This is a genomic window from Dyadobacter sp. BE31, from assembly GCF_031457695.1.
Classification (GTDB): domain Bacteria; phylum Bacteroidota; class Bacteroidia; order Cytophagales; family Spirosomataceae; genus Dyadobacter.
Map to the genome: position 1 here is coordinate 1,238,155 of NZ_JAVDXA010000002.1, position 14,884 is coordinate 1,253,038.

Consider the following 14,884-nt stretch of genomic DNA (forward strand, 5'->3'; position numbering starts at 1 on the left):
ATTCATCAACCTCATCACTTACCTTGTCCAGAAAATTCCCTTTCAGTTCATGTGTCCTTTCGTTGTAAAAGCTTATGCGGAAAGGTCGGGTTTTCTCCGATGGTTGGCTATTCGATTGATAGCTGTCCGCTACCGGAAAGGTGAGAAGTACGTCTTTGCCATTGTTTATAGCATATTGCAATGATTGCATTAAGGGGATGTTAACGATTGAATCCATTTGTATGTAATTAAAGGTGATAACTGAGTATTAATCGGGTAAAATTCTAAACCTTATCAGTATCGCCTAAATTAGTTTCATCTTCCCATTTTCCGAGAGCGCTTCGTGGTCAAAGGTTGCCGCGGATTCTATTTTTTGTAACGCGTAACGACCTCTATCTCATAAATTTCAAAGGTATTGTCAAGGTCGAGCTCGAAGTCTGGATACTTATCCTTGTCTGGGTTTGTGGCTTCTAATGTGATTCTTCCGTTCGGATGGACGGCTTTAATTCGCCGAAAAAATATACCAGCCTCGCAATTCACTATTACATCGTGAAGTGTCGACAATGAAGCAATATCTTTCCAGGTTTTTTGTTCTACTCGTCCGCCTGTTATTATGTCTCCTTCGTTAAAATCAAGACCGTTTTCCAGTGAGGCTGGATCATTTCCGACAACAAAGGACCTGTAAGTAGAGAACTTAAGAGAGTCAACTGCAATTACGTGCCTTCCGACGCTAATTAGATAGTCCTCATCATTCCAGAATTTCGAATAGTATGCATATCCTTGTTCTTTGGCATGGTATATTAAGGGCATTGAAATAACGTAGCGAGAGTATCCGTGTATGAATTTATATACTTCAGTTGTTCCTATAGTCGCAAATTCATAAATCTCTTGAACTGAGCCTTTCGCCTGGGACCCAGCAAATAGATCATCGACGGCGTCTTTGTCGATTTTAGAATGTTCGCGCCGAGTCAACTCTACTCTCTGATCATTGCCAAGCTGAGGAACCTCAATGAACTCATTTTCTGGAGGTGTCTCCTTTCTGGATTTGATATCTTTACGAATATTCAGGCCTTCTGAGCTTTTCCAAATTTCGTTCATCGAGCCTGAGCCATGCAGTGCCCACTCCATACTTACCCATGGGAATATCTTCATTATTGAGGCGATGATAATCATCGATGGACTCAACTTCCCTAGCAAGATGCCGTTCAAAACTGGTTGTGCAATGCCAGTTCTTTCTGCTAGATCGGTACCGCTCACGCCATAGTGCTCCATCATTTTCTTCAACCTTTGCGCGAACTGAATATTGATGTTATTTTCTTCGTCGTTTTCGACTAGTTCACTCGCGGCGACTCCCAAAACTTTTGCAAACGCTTCAATAGTTTTTGCATGAGGCTTTGCTTGTTTCAGCGCGGATGAAATACTTTGGCGACTGACACCCATTTTATTAGCAAGCTCCGATTGTGTAAGTCCTTGCTTTTCAATGATTTCTTTGACTTTCTCCGAAAATCCCACGATAAAAAATATGACATGTAAAAATAAATAATGAAAATATGTTGACACGTCAAAACATTTTCATTTACCTTTGAATCTCAATAACAAATGTACGCTATTGTTATGACGTGTCAAAAAGTTTGTGATTTAACGGTAAACGAAATTCCAGCAATGAAAGACGTTGATATCAAGAAATCTCCTGATTTTAAGGAGTCTGTCGGAAAAGTTCTTAATGAGCTCTCGAAAAGAAGGATCAAGAATAAGTTCTATGTTCGACTCGGATACTCGCCTGCGATTGTTTCAATGTGGCGCAATGGGAAGCGCAATATTCTCCCCGAACAAGAAAAGTTATTGTTTGAAACCGCAATTGAAGTCATCAAGGAGCACGAGGAGGAGGTTAAAGCATTTCAAAAAGAAAGAAAATCACTGTTTAGTCAATTTGAATCTCTGGTAGCTGCTGCGGAATGAAAACCAACGTAACTTTGGTGAGTCAGAGCAGGGAGTTGTTCGGCATCACAATTCGCCAGGAGACGCAAACGGGCCATTTGAACCTTTCAGATTTGCAGCGCGCTTATGACCTTGCGCGAAAAATTCATGGATGGTCAGATAGAAGTATTGACAAGGTTCTTGAGTCGAAGCAGAACCATGAGCGCATCTATTACATCCTGGAGAAAAATGTTTTTAACAAAGTGCTTGATAGTGAGGTTGTTATAAAACCCGGAATTCGGGGTTTTATAGAACATGTTGAAAGACAAGGTATTACAAAGGTCTTGAAGTCTTACGGCGCTTACTCAACCAAGGGCGCACGCCATACAAAATCAACCTGGTGCAATCCCTACATTTGGGTTTTGATCGCAATGGAAATGAATCCGATGCTGTACGGCAATGTAATCACTTGGCTGACGGATGGGCTAATTCTCAATCGCATAGAGGCCGGCAATATGTTCAAGGACCTTGCAAAGGGTGTCGCGAAGTTCCCTGACACGGATTACGCCAATCTCGCCCGTGCGCTCAATCACATTGTCTTTGGGCGTCATGAGTCAGGAATTCGCAACACCGGCACCGAGCAACAGCTGAGGGAGCTCGAGCGTTTAGAAACGAACCTAGCATTTTCGATCGACTCTGGATTCATAAAGTCTTTTTCGCAGCTAATGGACCATCTTCGGCAGCTGTGGTCCAAGAAGTACCCGTTAATTGCTTCATAGAATCCGATGCGGTAGAGGGAGCTTTGTATCTTCGTGGGTATCAGTAATCTAAAACAGAAAAGCTATGCATATCCCGAATGTACACGAGATGATTCTTGACGAATTGGCGGAATTGAAAATGATGATTCTAGAGTTGAAAGATGCTCAGCTTGATAAAAATGGCGTTGATACCGAAAAGTATTTAACAGTAGAAAAAACAGCAGAATTTCTGAACTGCTCCATCGATTTCATATACAAGCTGAAAAACCGCATACCTCATAGCAAGATCAATGCAAAGCTCTATTTCAAAATCGGGGACCTGAACAATTATCTTGATTCCGGCCGAATTGTGCCACGTAAAATGTAAACCAACAAATCTATAATCAATGTCAAACATCCTTGATGAAATAGTATCTCGCCTGGATAATTTCGGGCAGAAGCTTGACCGCGCCATTGAGTCGCGGCAAAACGAACACGGCCTTGACAAGTTTCAGTTTGTCAGGGTAGAGGAGGCCGCAGGGATCCTCGGCGTATCTATCCCCACAATTCGCCTGTATACCTCGAAACAGAAGCTGAGGCACTACAAGCGAGGGCACTATGTGTATTACAAGATCGACGATCTCAACGATTTCGTGGAAAAGGGGAGGCGAGAGCCGAGTAGAAGGTAGGTATTCGATTGGTTTCTAGAGAATTATGAACATCTTAAACAGCAGTGTTATGTCCAATATTCTCGATGAAATTTTACTTCGCCTCGAGTCGGTTGAGGAGAAGCTTGTTAAGGCAATCGACATTCGTTACAATGAAGTGGGGCTTGATAAATTTCAGTTTGTCAGTACTCAAGAGGCTGCTAGTATCTTGAGTGTCTCCGTTCAAACGCTCTACAAATATGCTACTACAAAGCGCATACGTCATTATAAGAGCGGGAACCGTCTGTATTTCAAAATTGAGGATCTTAATAATTTTATAGAAAGGCAGCGAATTGACGTGAAACCAAGATACCGCTAGCTTTTAAACTGTCTAAATTCCATGAACACAACATTTCAGAATGAAATGCAGTACGCTACGTCCTTAAATCAGGCGCAGGCGTCAAGGCTGCTACACTACGTTTGCACCGACTTTGCCGAAGCTCAGGCCGAATTGCCGGATAAATTGAATATTATCCATCAAATGCTTACCGCATACATGAATGCTCCGACTACGGAAAACACCAGTGGTATTTCTCGCAAGGAGTTTAACGACGTGGCAAAGATTGTATATGGGGCAACCAAGCTGATGGTTGAGCTGAGCGAAATTTTCACACTATCTCAAAATGCAAAGCGCTGAGTTGAGTGAAACATCCTTGTACGTATAAACATATCAGTTATCAAAATGGAAGATTGTAAATTATTGATTGCTACCCCTGAGTTTTTTGCTCGTAACCTTAACACAAGTGGAGGATTGATACGCATTATCACGACATTGAACGAAGCATATTGCTCGTATCTGGAACAGCGAGTTGGCGGTACGGGAGTTGTGAATGATCGAATCGACGTGTATTACGTGACGGGCTTTATGCGTGATCTGATGGAGATAATAACGGAGACTCTGTTTAAAGAAGGTGGCGTCCCATCAGTATTTGAAGTCGATGCGAGGCATGATATCTTTATGAGAGGGCCTGAGACGCTCATCGAAGTCTTAAACATCGTTGACGACATTTTCGACTCCCACATTCGCTCTCCTTATTTTGAATGCCCTCGGGCTGATTTTTTGGAGACTTTTTGCGGATTGCGAAGGGGGATAAATGATCTCGTCTCCAACGTACACCTGGCTCTCGTTGCCCAAAATCCAAGAAAGTTCTTTCAGAGCGAATATTTCACCCTTTCGCAGAGTAACTCCCAGTGAGTGTATCGAAGTAGCGTTAGAATCAATTTTACTAAAAATTAACTATCACTGTTCGGTTTTTGAACCGAACTCGGTATGTCTTTGGCTTACAGGTAGTTTGATATGAACATGTTATGGCTCGTCCAATTTCCGAATCCCTCGAATATTTCCCCATGAATGTCAATTTCTACGAAGATCCTAAGGTTCTTCTCGTCGAGGAAGAGCATGGGATGGAAGGTGGCTACGTGGCTACCAGAATGCTAAGCTACATTTACCAGCAGGGATATTATCTTCCATGGAGCGAGCTCATGCCTGTGATATATGGCAAGAAGATCGGCCACGGAATTGCCAGTAGCCGGGTGATGGAGATTGTCAAATCTATGATGAAATACGGGCTACTCAGTGAGGAGATGTTCGAAAAACACTCGATTTTAACCAGCTCCGGAATTCAAAAACGGTGGTTGAAAATCATTCGAGATGCGAAGAGGAAAGCTGACATCGACGTGCGCTACTCGCTTATTGGCCTCATTAATTCCTCTGACACTGCATTACTTCCGGAAGAAACTATACCAATCGAGGAAGAAACACAGGCAGAACCAAAGTTAAGTACACAAAGTAAAGTAAAGTATAGTAAAGTAAAGAAAAGTAATATAAATAAACCCGTTGCATTTGTTCCTCCAACAATCGAGGATGTCCGTGAGATGGTCATAGAGAACTTTGGTTTAAGCGAGGAGGCTTCGGCCAAATTTGCTCACAAATTCGTGTCCTGGTATGAGGGGAAGAACTGGAAGGTTGGCAGCAAAAAAATGAAAGACTGGCACCACGCAATCAAAACGACCTGGATCGATACGGTTGAGGAGCTTGGCGCAAAATATCCCAAAAAGCAAGAGGTTGCGCAGGCGAAACGCCGCTACCTGAATGATCCCAAACCACAATCATCAACAGAACCATGAATAGCAAATGCCGTAGCGGATGCGTCCCGTCCGTTGAGAAACCAACCAGGCTCCAACATGGAGTGCTTTACGCAGTCGCATGCAAGAACTGCGGCAATCACATTCTGTTTTCGCTGCCGAGCCGGAGGGCAAAGCTGACCGAGTTCCTGATGCTGGGAGAGCAAACGGAACTGAGGATCGAAACCCGGATCGATCCCTCATTCAAGCAAATGGCCGAGAAGTACGGGCATTGCTATTCAGTGCCGGCGGTGTTACCAGATTTCACCAAAAGTACTGGATTCGCGAAGGAGCGAGACATGGAAATCCTGTACGAAATGCTCGGTGAGGGGGAGATCGACCTTGATATGTTCAATAAACTTTCAGCAAAACTAGCCATCCGATGAACTTTAACATTGCACCTCCGCAATCCAAGGAGGTTGAAAAAGACGTGCTTTCTGTAATGTGCAACCGTCCAGAGTTGATCGTGAAGGTTGAGGAGATACTACACTCGGAGTGCTTCTATGACCCTGACTACCGGTTTTTGTTCGATATCGTTTTCGGTATTCATCTTGCCGGCGGCGAGGTATCGCAAAGTAGCATCCTCAACAAGGTCGTGCCTTCGGGCAAGAAGGATATTCTTGCGACGTATCAGGAAATGAAAAAATATTTCACTTCTGACACTGCCTTATGGCGCAATGCGATGCTTTTGTCGGAATTGGCGGTAAAGCGATCAATGCTCACCAAGTCGATGCAACTACTTGGCGCAGTTGAGGCGAACGAACCGATCGAAAAGTTAGATACACTGGTAAATGAGGCTTCGGATATCATGACGACGAGGAACCGGCCTATTGAGGGGATTACATTTGCTCACTCGCTTGACGAGTTAAACAGGCTTATTGACCGGCCCGAAACAAAGCTCTCAGGTATAGATACCGGGGTGAAGGACTTGAACGACGTTACGGGCGGCTGGCAAGTCGACGACTCGATCGTCATCGCGGGTCGGCCTGGTATGGGAAAAAGCCTCTGCGGATGCTTCCACGCCTACACGGCAGCGAAACTTGGTATCCCGGTTGCCTTTGTATCGCTCGAAATGGCAAAGGTGAAGCTCACGGCTCGGATTGTTTCCAACGTGGCCCATGTTTCATCGAGTGACATGACAAAGGGAAGATTGGCGATGAATCAGAAGACAATTGTTCGGGATACGATGAGGAAGATCGAACAATTGCCAATCTACTACTATGAGAACCGCAATTCCTGGGATATCAACGACATTTGTCTCACGTTGAGGAACTGGAAGAGGAAATACGGAATTCAGCTGATTTTCATCGATTACATCCAGCTAATCAAGGACCGGACGGTTCGGGACTCGTCGGACAAAACGAAGGTGGTAACCTCAGTACAGGAAAAGCTCACCCACTTGAAAAGCTCGATCGGAACGCCAATTATTGAACTTGCGCAGCTCAGCAGGGCGAATGAGTCGCGTGGAGACAAACGCCCCGGCCTCAGCGACCTCAAAAACTCCGGCCAGATAGAGCAAGATGCAACGGTGGTAATATTTCTGTATCGTCAGGACTACTACGATGCAACGGCGGCACAAGAACGAGGCGAAGAGTTTACTCCGACTAATGACCTGGAATATATCTTCGCAAAAAACCGAGATGGTGAGATGGGTACGGTACTAGTGAAGGCGAGCATGAGCCAAAATCGAATTTGGTCATTAAATGACGGGTCTCCCCCTTAATGCATCGACATTTAATTTATTCTAGCTATTGGTGGCGTTATCAGCTCTTGGATTTTGGCTGCTCCGGCACATCGAAGTGGAGGGCCATTAATTCGAAGATCATTTTGACGTAATTCGCGTACTTCTCCTTTGATTCAGGTATCCTCAGTTTGAATACTTTATCCAGGAGTACTCATAGCTCGTTCGAGGGGAATCTATATTCAATTCCGAACGGAACAGGTGGTCGGTTTAAATCGCATTGAGATGGTCAATTTTACCGAATTTTCCAGTCACGGCGATCAACGAAAACAGAAATAGCTAGGGAATTACTCGAAGCGGTCAACGCATGTCTTTCGTTGAAGCAGTCAGTCAGTTTCCCCAAATATCGATCAAGACTTTAGCGGCGAACTCATATGAACGATAGTAAATTTAAAAGAGGCTCCAAGCACTACAAGTCGGTGCTAACAGAATCGGACATTCCGAAAATCCGTGCCCTATTGGGCACGAGGAGCTACCAGCAAATAGCCAACCGTTTTGGAGTCGGCAGGCAAGCTATCTACATGATAGCAAAGGGAATCAATTGGGCGCATGTTTAACTCTTCAATCTTACAACAGCTATGACGGTGCCTGCTCGTCCTTCGCAAGGAAGTTAACCGTTAGGTAAGTTAAATTCGGAGAACAAGTAATTTCTTGCTAGTTTGTAATTGCCTGACCATATGTGGGTATTTTAACATTAAACCTCATCCTCATGAAAAAGCTCTACGGTGTATTAGTACTTTCAGCCTCAATTTTATTATTTGGGTGCCCTTCCGACCCTGATCCAGATCCGACTACGCCGCCTGCGACTGTGAAAGAATGCAACAATGGTGATGTAAAATTTTATGATGTTTTAGCCAAAAAGAGCATTAATTGTTGGGACAATACCTTTGGATCTCCAACTCAGGGAGTATTTTCGGTCCTAACTCTAACGCAGAACCGATTTCAGTCATGCGTAAATGGAAAGTTCGAGCTTAAAGGTTTAACTGAAAATATTGTCAGTTTTAAAAATGTCACTGAAAAGACAATATCTTTCGACTATACCATAACCCAGAATTATAGCGGAAATATTAGGCAACACCAGGGCTTTGTAAGCAATCTTAAACCGGGGGCTGTTGATGAGGTAAATACTGGGGATAATACGTTTTATAATCTGAATGGTTCCCAATTACAGGTTGTGGTTAATAAAATCACAGCAAAGTAGTATTATGAGTGAACTGATTTGCGGCTGCTTACCTTATCACCCAAGTTTACACAAAAACGAGGTAGCGTACCGATAATGCGCCTCAGGAGGAGGTATTTATAATAACTCCTTTTTATCTTTGAGTCCAACATTTTTGAAGCACCCCGAATCGCAAAGGTCGGGCAGCGAGAGTACCGAAGGCGGTATTTAGTTGCCCGACCTGGGTTCTTCAGATTTGCAACTTTCATCAACAAACTTGGACTTCATGAACCCCACTAACACGAGATCGCCACGGCGTTCACGCAAGCAAGAATTAGTCAAAAATCTTCCCAAATCGGGTTTGTGCCGAATCGCTCAAACTCCCGACATTCAAAAGCTGGTAGCCCTTACGCCTGGCGTTCGTATACTGGTAGAGGTTGAGGCGCTTGCCGTCAGTGACAAGGAGTGTGTCGCCGGCAGCCTTTGCATTGTCGATGGGCCAAACCATCAATCATTCCCGGATATCCATTTGCAAATCCACGACGTTCGCTATAAGTAATGAACGGCTATGTTATTTGCTTGAAAGAGCATGAGGCCGAACTGGTCGCTGATCAGGAAGTATTGAGAAAAGCCGCTCTTGACCTCATAGCTTCTTATCGGAATTTACAGTTTGAATTGGTTTGTGGCAGCATTGAAGCCGCCGCGAAATACATTAAGGATTATTTCCGAGCTATCGGCAAATGTCTCGTTTTAGCCGCTTATGAACGAATTGATTGGACTTACCCCACGAACCGCAGCCGAGGTAAGAAAAATACGCGATTGCAGAGAGTGGCGCGACAGGGTGCGGCCGCAGCAGCTGCTCGACTTTCCATACTGTCAGATTTGCGACAGAAGAGGGCGTTTAGTGGAGGCCGTTCAGGTAGATCACATTACACCGTTGGAAGTGGGCGGCGATCCCTTCGATCCCAAAAACCTGCAAAGCCTGTGTAAGCGGTGTCATGTAATTAAGAGCGCTGAGGAGGCGAGGCAGCGGAGAAGAAATTAAACAATGGTATTGTTGACTAAGAGTCTCGACCGAAATTAGTTTCAGAAAGTAGTGAAATAATTTGGGAAACTAATTTACTTCCTGACATTAACTCTTCCAGTTCTCCATCAGGGAAGAAAGTCATGAAATACACTTTGAAATCATCCGAAGTAGGGGCTTTGTTGACAACAAATATCCTAGACTTCTGTTGCGAAAATTGAACTGAATCATTTGATAGCAAAGGGATTATGTCAAATATCTGTCTTTCTAGTTCATTTATGGCGGGAAATATTTTAACCAAGATAGTCGGCTCTGCTGGATGCAGTTCCAGTATAACAGCAACGGGTCGGATAGACGGGATAATGAAATTGAATATCGTTAGGCCGTTTGTCGCACTTTGATTTGGAATGGTCTTAGCGTTGCCAAACCTTTTGGATATGGCATCAGATATTGAACTGTATAAGAATTTCATATGATAGAGGTGGCTTTTGACGAGAGATTAAAATCATATAACTGCTGGATTACTTAATTTATTCTATTAACGGTTACATTAATAATTACATCATGACAAAGGAACAATTAGATCATGCGACCAACCTGCATGCTCATGTGGTGCACCATGAGCAGCGCCTGAATAAACTGTCGGACGCACTTGGAAATAGGTATCAAGCGAAATGGGGAGATCGCATGGTATCCGCTTTCGGTATACACTTTGATGCAGAGGATGTAGCTGATGTCATTCAGATTCTTATTGAGAAGGAGCAGGCCGCGTTAGACCGTGCACAGCAGGCCTTCGATGCTTTGAAGTTGACAGGAGAGACAGGAATGTCAAGTGAAGAGCTCCGTGTCATCATGGATCGCTCGGGGATTATGGTGGTGAATTAGGGTGAAAAAGGGGCAAGTCTTTGAAAAGGCCGTTTCCAGCGTCCTGAGGCCGATTTTGGGCTTGTAGTAGTCCTACTACGGGGGAGGGGTCAAAACTTTAAAGGTGACCCCGTGACAATGCCCGCCGCCCCCATCTGAATACAATGTCAAAATTCAGGGGGTGGGGGTATCAGGAGTAACAATTGATTTTTTTGAAAAATGGGACCAGGTAGACCACGTAAACCGACTGCGCAAAAAGAGCTGGAAGGTACGGCCCGGAAGGATCGCGCGAATACAAACGAAATCATGCCGTCAACTATCGAGCACCCGCCATCGGCGCCGAAGTATTTATCTGCCGCCGCCAAAAAGGAATGGAAGATGGCATGCACCGAACTGATCAAGATGGGCATCCTCGCAAATACTGACCTGGCCCTGCTTTCCGCATACTGCAATGAAATGGGATCGTACATTGAAGCGTGCGACGTGATCCGAAAGGAAGGTATGATCATGACTTTTGAGCGAGGCGATGGCGGGACTTATTCGCAGCAGCACCCAGCTGTCGGAATCAAAAACGCTGCGTTGAACAACGCGTTGAAAATTGCAAATCAGTTCGGCTTTACACCGGCCGCCCGGGCGAGAATCGAAGCTCCGGAAAAAGGCGAGGATCCGCTGATGGCGGCAATGAAAAAATTGCAACAATTGAATGGCTAATACGCTTGAATCTGGTTTAAAGTATGCTGAGGATGTCCGTGACGGCAAGATCATTGTCGGCGAACTGGTGCGACTTGCTGTTAAGCGCCATTTCAAAGACTTAGCCAGGCAGGACGGAAAAACACTGCGGTTCAATGAGGCTCTGGCCACGTTTGCGATTTCGTTCTTTGATCTGATATCATTGTCGAAAGGTGAAACCGATGGCGGAAAATTCGAGTGCTCGCCCTGGCAAGCATTCGTAGTGATTAGCTTGTTCGGCTGGCAATCTTACGATTCCGAGAAAAATCGATGGAAACGGAGGTTTCGGGAGGCATACATTGAAATTCCGAAGAAGAACGGGAAAACCACTTTCGCGGCTGCCATTGGGCTATTGCTTCAATTTTGGGATGGCGAAAACGGTCCCGAAATTTATTCTGCCGCTTTTACCCGCGATCAGGCAATGCAGTGTTTTGATGAGGCGAAAGCGATGGTCGAGCGATCGCCGGCCCTGATGAAGCATGCGAAGGTTAGTCTTTGGAGCGTGATCTACAAAAAGCTGAGGGGCAAGTTCATGGCCGTTTCGCACGACAAGCGGACGACCGAGGGTAAAAACCCGCACGGTGTAATCCTTGATGAGTATCACGTTCACGAAAACGATGGTGTTCGGAACAGTTTGCAGACCGGTATGGCGGCTCGCAAGCAACCTATCTTCTTCATCATCACTACGGCTGGGGACAATAAGCAAGGCCCGTGCTACAAGTACCGGGAAGTCTGTATCAGTGTACTGAAAGGAAAGTCAAAGCTCGATCAGTCATTCATCCTGATTTATGGCATTGACAAGGACGACGATTGGAAAGATGAGAAAACGTGGCGCAAAGCAAATCCTAACCTCGGCATTTCCGTTGAAATGGATCACCTTCGCGGCCAATTCCAACAGGCGTTGCTATCGGGTACCAAGGAGGTGGACTTTAAAACGAAACACCTCAATATGTGGGTGGACGCAGCCATTACGTGGATTCCTTCGGAAACGTGGGATGCGCTGGCCCGGCCGTACATTGCCAAATCGCTTTCCAACCGGAACGTGTGGTATGGTGGCCTTGACCTGGGGCAGTCCCGTGATATCTCCTCACTTGCTGCATTCTTTCCAGAAGAGAAGTTCTTGCTTGTTCGGCACTATTGTTCGGAGATAGCAGCGGAAAATGCAGTGCGGTCCGGGATCGATTACAAGCAGTGGATTGAGGAGGGGCACTTAATTCCGACGCCCGGTAAAACGACTGATTACAACTTCATCAAAAGGGACATTTTCGAGGCGGCGATGGAGCAAGAGCTCATGTTTCTCGGCTACGACCCCTATTCAGCGCCCTATTTCCGTGATGAATTGACCGAGGAGCTGGGCACCAGGTGGGCAGCAGTGACCAGAGAGGACGGATCCTTGAATTGGGATTACTACAACAAAGTGCAGGTCTTCCAGCAAAAAGCCGCGGGTATGGCTCCGGCTACCAAGTTGTTCGAAGAAATGATACTGAACGGTGAGATTTTTCACGATGGGAATCCAATTACATCTTGGATGTTGGGGAATGTGGCGATGCGGGTAGATGCATACGGCAACTATACGCCCGTAAAGGACAAAAGCCGCGACAAAATCGACGGCATTATTGCGAGTATCATTGCAATAGGCACCTACTCGAAATGGAATACTACAATGGGCGAATCTAAAAACGACGGATCATACGGCGTGTATTGACATGAAAATTCAGAAAACAGACTTACAACTGACCAAAACGGCTTTTTTCAAGCTGTTCAACGACCATTTAGCCACAGGAACCACCGTAAGGCGTGCATTTGATCACGTGGACCGGATTTGCTGGACTGATGGCTATAAGAACTATTATTCCTCGTTTGAGTCGTTCAAAGCGGCGTATTACGGCAACAAAGCAAAATAATTTTCAAAGGAGGTATTGGGAATTACAATTATTGATTTTCGACCTCCGTACCTTCGGTATAAACTTATATTTCATTGGCTAGTTGGACAAACATCTTTCGATTTGGCGAGAGATCCCAGCCCGCACCTGTTGAGCCCGTTGAAGAGAGGTCGGTTACGCCGGCTACTGTTTCGGACGGATCCGGTTCTGTTGCATCTACAAAGGATTCAGCAGAAGAATTTGCGCGGAAATTGGGATTGGATGAGCTGCATGTGTCTGTAACGCCCCGGAACGCGATGAGTATCTCTGCGTTTTACGGCTGTGTCAGGTTTATCAGTAATATCCTTTCGAGCCTGCCGTATACTGTATACCGTTCTGAATCGGGAGGTGGTAGTAAAAAATTCACTGAGCACCCGCTTCATTGGGTTTTAACCAAACGCGCGAACCGGCATATGTCGCCATTTATCGCGCACCGGACAATGTTAATGAATTGCCTGGTCTATGGCTGGTCAATCGCAGAAATCAAACGTGATTATCTGTACAGGGTAACCGAAATCATCCCTTATCCATGCTCGAAAGTGTTCATCCTGCATGACATTTCTTCGGATGAGTTCTATTTCAAGATCCCTCACCTCAATAAGACGCTTTCCGAGGATGAAGTGATTTGGTTAAAAGACCTGAGTTTTGACGGCAATTGGGGCGGTTCGATTGTCACATGGCAGTCCCAAACGATCAAGATAAACTTGCTTGCCAAGCAATTTGAGGACAAGTTTTTCTCAAAAAGCACCTTTGTAGGCGGGATAATCGAGAGTGGGGATGCGAAAAGCGAGGATGCTGCAAAAACCATTAAAAAGCGAGTGGTAGAAGGGTTGCAGGATGGTGACGACGGCGGGTTTGGACTAGTAGTGCTTTCTCATGGTGTAAAATTCACCAAGGTAGGCATGACGCCCGTTGAATCCCAGCTTAATGAGCTGTTCAATCAATCCGCGAAAGAGATCGCGATGATGTTCGGGCTTCCACTTTCCGTTTTGGGGAACACTGAGGTTCAAAGCTCATGGGGAACCGGTGTAGAGCAGATGTTTATCGCGCTCACAAATTCAGTACTGATCCCTATCGCAACACAATTCGAGCAAGAGCTCGATTACAAGTGCCTGCGCAAGGACGAAATATTAAAGGGTGTTTTCACCCGCCACAATTTTAAAGGCCTGCTGAAAGGCGACCAGAAAGCACAAGCAGAGTATTACGCCAAGATGGCTGGCGCTGGCTTCTTCAAATTGGATGAAGTGCGCGACCTGGAAGAAATGGACAAGCTGCCAGACGGCACCGGCGATACGGCCTACATGAACGGCTCAAACCGTCCGCTTGCTCTGCTCGGCAAAGAGTTTAAACAGACCAAAAACAACAAAAAAAGCAATGGAAACGAGGATAGTGCCTCAGAATCTTAGTCAAGTGCGGGCGGTTTCCGGAGCCGATGGCGTTGTGCATATCCCCGGTACTGGCATCGTATTCAACCAACGGTCGCAAAAACTCGGTTGGTTCTACGAAATCATTGATCCAAGGGCATTGAATGGTGCCGATTTGGAAGATATCGTGTCCTGTTTCAACCACAACATGGTTTATGTCCTCGGCAGGACCACAAACAAGACCCTTACGTATACCATTGACGACAAGGGGTTTCACTATGACGCTGTACCGCTGCCTACGCAGACGATTAAAGACCTAGTGATTGAACCAATTCGCAACGAGTACGTGACTGGCAGCTCATTCATGTTTACAACCGCCGAAAATGGCGATGAGTGGGATTTTAGCCAGGAAAGAGACGGCGTAATCCTGAGATACGTCACCCGGATTGAAAAGGTGTTCGAGGTTGGGCCCGTAACCCTGCCAGCTTACACTCAAACTACTACCGACGTGGTTCAACGCTCGTACGAAGCGGCCATGAAGGCCCATAAGGAGCAGGAAAGGCAATATCTGAGTCAGTATGCACGCATGCGGATGCAGATGATTTAAAGATTAATAA

General features: G+C 45.6%; 21 protein-coding genes. 19 read left to right on the forward strand and 2 right to left on the reverse strand.

Translation table 11 applies throughout. The features are described 5' to 3' along the window. Window positions 1-345 precede the first annotated feature (345 nt). Window positions 346-1,539, reverse strand: coding sequence for a helix-turn-helix transcriptional regulator (locus J2Y43_RS13740; protein ID WP_309983479.1), 1,194 nt, complete (start codon window positions 1,537-1,539; stop codon window positions 346-348). 39 nt (window positions 1,540-1,578) lie between these two features. Between J2Y43_RS13740 and J2Y43_RS13745 the strand changes: the two genes are divergently transcribed. From J2Y43_RS13745 to J2Y43_RS33585, 13 genes are all read left to right on the forward strand, one after another. Next, window positions 1,579-1,938: a hypothetical protein gene (locus J2Y43_RS13745; protein ID WP_310226522.1), complete on the forward strand. Its 360-nt coding sequence runs from the start codon at window positions 1,579-1,581 to the stop codon at window positions 1,936-1,938. Beyond that, window positions 1,935-2,675 carry a hypothetical protein gene (locus J2Y43_RS13750; protein WP_309983483.1) on the forward strand — a complete coding sequence of 247 codons (741 nt, stop codon included), beginning with the start codon at window positions 1,935-1,937 and terminating at the stop codon, window positions 2,673-2,675. The genes J2Y43_RS13745 and J2Y43_RS13750 overlap by 4 nt, the downstream gene beginning before the upstream one ends. A gap of 64 nt (window positions 2,676-2,739) precedes the next feature. Further along, complete coding sequence (locus J2Y43_RS13755; RefSeq protein ID WP_309983486.1) at window positions 2,740-3,021, forward strand: helix-turn-helix domain-containing protein; 282 nt, start codon at window positions 2,740-2,742, stop codon at window positions 3,019-3,021. Window positions 3,022-3,040: 19 nt separating this feature from the next. Then, on the forward strand, window positions 3,041-3,322 hold the full coding sequence (locus tag J2Y43_RS13760) for a helix-turn-helix domain-containing protein (protein ID WP_309983488.1): 282 nt from the start codon (window positions 3,041-3,043) through the stop codon (window positions 3,320-3,322). Between the two features lie 49 nt (window positions 3,323-3,371). Then, window positions 3,372-3,659: a helix-turn-helix domain-containing protein gene (locus tag J2Y43_RS13765; RefSeq protein ID WP_309983490.1), complete on the forward strand. Its 288-nt coding sequence runs from the start codon at window positions 3,372-3,374 to the stop codon at window positions 3,657-3,659. Between the two features lie 21 nt (window positions 3,660-3,680). Beyond that, window positions 3,681-3,977, forward strand: a complete 297-nt coding sequence (locus tag J2Y43_RS13770) for a hypothetical protein (RefSeq protein WP_309983493.1) — start codon at window positions 3,681-3,683, stop codon at window positions 3,975-3,977. Between the two features lie 45 nt (window positions 3,978-4,022). Next, on the forward strand, window positions 4,023-4,535 hold the full coding sequence (locus J2Y43_RS13775; protein WP_309983495.1) for a hypothetical protein: 513 nt from the start codon (window positions 4,023-4,025) through the stop codon (window positions 4,533-4,535). Between the two features lie 113 nt (window positions 4,536-4,648). Then, complete coding sequence (locus J2Y43_RS13780) at window positions 4,649-5,467, forward strand: DUF4373 domain-containing protein (RefSeq protein WP_309983497.1); 819 nt, start codon at window positions 4,649-4,651, stop codon at window positions 5,465-5,467. After that, a complete protein-coding gene (locus J2Y43_RS13785) occupies window positions 5,464-5,850 on the forward strand; it encodes a hypothetical protein (protein ID WP_309983499.1) in 387 nt (128 codons plus the stop codon). The genes J2Y43_RS13780 and J2Y43_RS13785 overlap by 4 nt, the downstream gene beginning before the upstream one ends. Beyond that, window positions 5,847-7,187: a DnaB-like helicase C-terminal domain-containing protein gene (locus J2Y43_RS13790; RefSeq protein WP_309983501.1), complete on the forward strand. Its 1,341-nt coding sequence runs from the start codon at window positions 5,847-5,849 to the stop codon at window positions 7,185-7,187. Before J2Y43_RS13785 ends, J2Y43_RS13790 begins: the two co-directional genes overlap by 4 nt. 727 nt (window positions 7,188-7,914) lie before the next feature. After that, window positions 7,915-8,406, forward strand: coding sequence for a hypothetical protein (locus J2Y43_RS13795; protein WP_309983503.1), 492 nt, complete (start codon window positions 7,915-7,917; stop codon window positions 8,404-8,406). Between the two features lie 244 nt (window positions 8,407-8,650). Next, a complete protein-coding gene (locus tag J2Y43_RS13800) occupies window positions 8,651-8,923 on the forward strand; it encodes a hypothetical protein (RefSeq protein WP_309983505.1) in 273 nt (90 codons plus the stop codon). Between the two features lie 201 nt (window positions 8,924-9,124). Beyond that, complete coding sequence (locus J2Y43_RS33585; RefSeq protein ID WP_409014423.1) at window positions 9,125-9,409, forward strand: HNH endonuclease signature motif containing protein; 285 nt, start codon at window positions 9,125-9,127, stop codon at window positions 9,407-9,409. A 16-nt stretch (window positions 9,410-9,425) separates the two neighbouring features. On the opposite strand, the gene J2Y43_RS13805 is transcribed toward J2Y43_RS33585, so the two are convergent. Next, window positions 9,426-9,860, reverse strand: coding sequence for a hypothetical protein (locus J2Y43_RS13805; RefSeq protein WP_309983507.1), 435 nt, complete (start codon window positions 9,858-9,860; stop codon window positions 9,426-9,428). Window positions 9,861-9,952: 92 nt separating this feature from the next. Between J2Y43_RS13805 and J2Y43_RS13810 the strand changes: the two genes are divergently transcribed. From J2Y43_RS13810 to J2Y43_RS13835, 6 genes are all read left to right on the forward strand, one after another. Continuing rightward, complete coding sequence (locus J2Y43_RS13810; protein WP_309983509.1) at window positions 9,953-10,273, forward strand: hypothetical protein; 321 nt, start codon at window positions 9,953-9,955, stop codon at window positions 10,271-10,273. Between the two features lie 198 nt (window positions 10,274-10,471). Beyond that, a complete protein-coding gene (locus J2Y43_RS13815; RefSeq protein WP_309983511.1) occupies window positions 10,472-10,963 on the forward strand; it encodes a phage terminase small subunit P27 family in 492 nt (163 codons plus the stop codon). Then, window positions 10,956-12,686 (forward strand): terminase TerL endonuclease subunit, encoded by a 1,731-nt coding sequence (locus J2Y43_RS13820; protein ID WP_309983513.1) that lies wholly within the window; start codon window positions 10,956-10,958, stop codon window positions 12,684-12,686. Before J2Y43_RS13815 ends, J2Y43_RS13820 begins: the two co-directional genes overlap by 8 nt. A 1-nt stretch (window position 12,687) precedes the next feature. Continuing rightward, window positions 12,688-12,885: a hypothetical protein gene (locus J2Y43_RS13825; RefSeq protein WP_291196390.1), complete on the forward strand. Its 198-nt coding sequence runs from the start codon at window positions 12,688-12,690 to the stop codon at window positions 12,883-12,885. 74 nt (window positions 12,886-12,959) lie between these two features. Further along, complete coding sequence (locus J2Y43_RS13830; RefSeq protein WP_309983515.1) at window positions 12,960-14,309, forward strand: phage portal protein; 1,350 nt, start codon at window positions 12,960-12,962, stop codon at window positions 14,307-14,309. Continuing rightward, window positions 14,278-14,874: an HK97 family phage prohead protease gene (locus J2Y43_RS13835; RefSeq protein WP_309983517.1), complete on the forward strand. Its 597-nt coding sequence runs from the start codon at window positions 14,278-14,280 to the stop codon at window positions 14,872-14,874. Before J2Y43_RS13830 ends, J2Y43_RS13835 begins: the two co-directional genes overlap by 32 nt. The last annotated feature ends 10 nt before the right edge of the window (window positions 14,875-14,884 follow it).

Coding starts and splice junctions, on each gene's coding strand:
- J2Y43_RS13785 (WP_309983499.1), top strand. CDS start 5,464: ATGAATAGCAAATGCCGTAGCGGATGCGTCCCGTCCGTTGAGAAACCA.
- J2Y43_RS13750 (WP_309983483.1), top strand. CDS start 1,935: ATGAAAACCAACGTAACTTTGGTGAGTCAGAGCAGGGAGTTGTTCGGC.
- J2Y43_RS13760 (WP_309983488.1), top strand. CDS start 3,041: ATGTCAAACATCCTTGATGAAATAGTATCTCGCCTGGATAATTTCGGG.
- J2Y43_RS13800 (WP_309983505.1), top strand. CDS start 8,651: ATGAACCCCACTAACACGAGATCGCCACGGCGTTCACGCAAGCAAGAA.
- J2Y43_RS13745 (WP_310226522.1), top strand. CDS start 1,579: ATGTACGCTATTGTTATGACGTGTCAAAAAGTTTGTGATTTAACGGTA.
- J2Y43_RS13790 (WP_309983501.1), top strand. CDS start 5,847: ATGAACTTTAACATTGCACCTCCGCAATCCAAGGAGGTTGAAAAAGAC.
- J2Y43_RS33585 (WP_409014423.1), top strand. CDS start 9,125: ATGAACGAATTGATTGGACTTACCCCACGAACCGCAGCCGAGGTAAGA.
- J2Y43_RS13835 (WP_309983517.1), top strand. CDS start 14,278: ATGGAAACGAGGATAGTGCCTCAGAATCTTAGTCAAGTGCGGGCGGTT.
- J2Y43_RS13820 (WP_309983513.1), top strand. CDS start 10,956: ATGGCTAATACGCTTGAATCTGGTTTAAAGTATGCTGAGGATGTCCGT.
- J2Y43_RS13810 (WP_309983509.1), top strand. CDS start 9,953: ATGACAAAGGAACAATTAGATCATGCGACCAACCTGCATGCTCATGTG.
- J2Y43_RS13825 (WP_291196390.1), top strand. CDS start 12,688: ATGAAAATTCAGAAAACAGACTTACAACTGACCAAAACGGCTTTTTTC.
- J2Y43_RS13795 (WP_309983503.1), top strand. CDS start 7,915: ATGAAAAAGCTCTACGGTGTATTAGTACTTTCAGCCTCAATTTTATTA.
- J2Y43_RS13780 (WP_309983497.1), top strand. CDS start 4,649: ATGGCTCGTCCAATTTCCGAATCCCTCGAATATTTCCCCATGAATGTC.
- J2Y43_RS13815 (WP_309983511.1), top strand. CDS start 10,472: ATGGGACCAGGTAGACCACGTAAACCGACTGCGCAAAAAGAGCTGGAA.
- J2Y43_RS13770 (WP_309983493.1), top strand. CDS start 3,681: ATGAACACAACATTTCAGAATGAAATGCAGTACGCTACGTCCTTAAAT.
- J2Y43_RS13765 (WP_309983490.1), top strand. CDS start 3,372: ATGTCCAATATTCTCGATGAAATTTTACTTCGCCTCGAGTCGGTTGAG.
- J2Y43_RS13805 (WP_309983507.1), bottom strand. CDS start 9,860: ATGAAATTCTTATACAGTTCAATATCTGATGCCATATCCAAAAGGTTT.
- J2Y43_RS13755 (WP_309983486.1), top strand. CDS start 2,740: ATGCATATCCCGAATGTACACGAGATGATTCTTGACGAATTGGCGGAA.
- J2Y43_RS13775 (WP_309983495.1), top strand. CDS start 4,023: ATGGAAGATTGTAAATTATTGATTGCTACCCCTGAGTTTTTTGCTCGT.